Consider the following 2,074-nt stretch of genomic DNA (forward strand, 5'->3'; position numbering starts at 1 on the left):
GAGTTGGGCGGGGCCGACGACACGAACCGTGGTTCGTACCGGCGCGACCAAACGGTCCACCGGCTCGGGCAAGCCGCCGGCCCCATTCTCCACCACCAGCAAGACCGGCGGCACGCGACAGTATACGAGGAACGACAGGAGAGCCCATGACCACAACGGAGACGCAGTTCGAGCAGTGCCTTGCCAGCATGACGGACCCGTGGCTGACCAGGAAACAGGTGCAGTCCCTGGCGGGTGTCTCGTCGAGCACCGTGGCCAAGTGGCTGGCCGCGAACCCCATTCCCGCAGACAAGACCCGCACTGGGCCGCGGAGCGTGCAGCTGATCGACCGCGCAACGGCCGTCGCGTGGGTCCAGGCCCGGCTGTTCCCACCGCCCGGCGAAGGCGCGAAGAAGCGATCAGGCCCCCGCCTGCCCGCGACAGTCAGCCGCCTCACCCACGAGCGGGGCGAGCGCTGGCGCCTGGCCGACATCGCCCGCAAGAGAGATGTCACACCGGCAGCCATCAGCCAGCTCGCAAATTCCTACGCCAGCCACCACGAGAAGCCCTTCCCGCCCGTCGTCCGCGATGGAAAGCGCGATGCGGAAGAAGTAGCCAACTGGTTCCTCTGGTATGACACCACCCGCCCCGGGTATGCCGACCGAGGAAACCGCTCCTCCCCGCATCGCTAGAAAATCCGGTTCAGCCGGAATCCCCCGCATCCGAACTGCCGGGTGCGGGGGTTTTCCCTTCCCGGCTATCGATTCTGGTGGATCGCGGCGGGCTGCGCGCAACGTCGGCCGCGGACTTTCTCTTGCGCTCCTGCGTCGCTCCAGACAAAGTCCGCGCCCTCCCCTGCACTCCGCCCGACGATCCCCCACAATCTCTTTTCGCCGGTAAGGGCCAGGGGCATCTCCTACGGCCAAGACCCGTGCAGGGCGACCGCCGCACACCGGCCGCACCCATCCCCCCTAAATCCCGATGGGCACCGCAATCAATTTGATCTCAAGTCCGAGACTTTCCATCAACGTGTTGACTCAACCCAACCCAGATCGATAGATTTACATATGTCAGAAGGGGTCAGGGCAAGACCCCGAGACTCCACCACAGTCGGCACACGGCCGACGGAAATGAGTTGCCTGATGTATGTGGTGACCATCCGTACCTTCGTGAAGACAAAGAGCCCCAAGGCAAAAAAGCGCTTTCGGTGCACTTTGCACAGGTCCTACAGCACCTCCGACGAGCGGAGGATTTCCGAAATGGCGACTGGCCTGTTGCGTGACTCCGGGAAGGGTTCCCGTTTCTCCGGCATGGAGGAATTCGGCTCGGCACACGAAACCTGGAACGACGGCCACGAGTGCCCCGATGGTGAGCCGTCGGACGAGTGCGAGGAATTGGAACTGGAGGCTTGTCGCGAATGGATGGAGAATTCGTTCAGGCGCCTTGGCCCCGGGGAAAGGGATGAATTTCACATCGGCCTCGGCGAGACCTTCTCCGAGTTCGTGGTTCGCCGGGTGGGCACCCGCCGATGAGTCCGGCACAGGACTCCGCCTCTCCCACACAAGAAGAACCCCGACTTCCGGAGTCGTCGGCTTCAGGCGCCCTCTCCTCGATGCGCAACATCGTCGACTCCAATTGGGCTGACGAAGAGCACGACTTCAACGCCCAAGACGAGGATGGACGCAAGGGCCATCTGTTCCTCGCCTTGCGGGAAGTCGATACATTCCTCGGTTCGCAAGGGTTCTGAGACAAGCCGAAACCCCTCACGAAAGGGGTCGTCCCGGAATCGCATCCGGGGCCTGACGATGGCAGCCGTCTCACCACAACCATCACCAGCCGCCGAGGCAAACCGACTCGGGACAGGGCAAGTCCCGATCTCCACCACTGAGCGAGGAAGGCCCATCATGGGTTTTGGAACCGCAGTACAACTCTCCGACACCACGAACCTGGTCCCTGTCTTCGACCCCAGTACTCCAGTCGCACTTCGTGATCTGACGGGTGGTCGAGGCGCGGGGTCAGGTATGGGTGGCCAGGCGGCGCTTGTAGTGGTGCCAGCGGGAGCGGGCCTGGTGGTGGCGTCGCCAGGTGGACCATT

At 63.5% G+C, this 2,074-nt stretch carries 3 protein-coding genes and 1 other RNA gene; all 4 read left to right on the forward strand.

The window, feature by feature from the left end; genetic code table 11:
- Window positions 1–146 precede the first annotated feature (146 nt).
- The 4 genes from AC13HU_RS36210 to AC13HU_RS36225 all read left to right on the forward strand — a co-directional run bounded on the left by AC13HU_RS36210 (window position 147) and on the right by AC13HU_RS36225 (window position 1,797).
- Window positions 147–671, forward strand: coding sequence for a helix-turn-helix transcriptional regulator (locus tag AC13HU_RS36210; RefSeq protein ID WP_483046241.1), 525 nt, complete (start codon window positions 147–149; stop codon window positions 669–671).
- A gap of 450 nt (window positions 672–1,121) precedes the next feature.
- On the forward strand, window positions 1,122–1,511 hold the full coding sequence (locus tag AC13HU_RS36215) for a hypothetical protein (RefSeq protein WP_483046242.1): 390 nt from the start codon (window positions 1,122–1,124) through the stop codon (window positions 1,509–1,511).
- Window positions 1,512–1,591: 80 nt separating this feature from the next.
- The gene (locus AC13HU_RS36220) at window positions 1,592–1,726 is read left to right on the forward strand and encodes a hypothetical protein (RefSeq protein WP_483046243.1); all 135 of its coding nucleotides are present in this window, start codon (window positions 1,592–1,594) and stop codon (window positions 1,724–1,726) included.
- Window positions 1,727–1,730: 4 nt separating this feature from the next.
- Window positions 1,731–1,797: hammerhead ribozyme type II (locus tag AC13HU_RS36225), an RNA gene on the forward strand.
- The last annotated feature ends 277 nt before the right edge of the window (window positions 1,798–2,074 follow it).

The organism is Streptomyces sp. NH27, assembly GCF_056859195.1.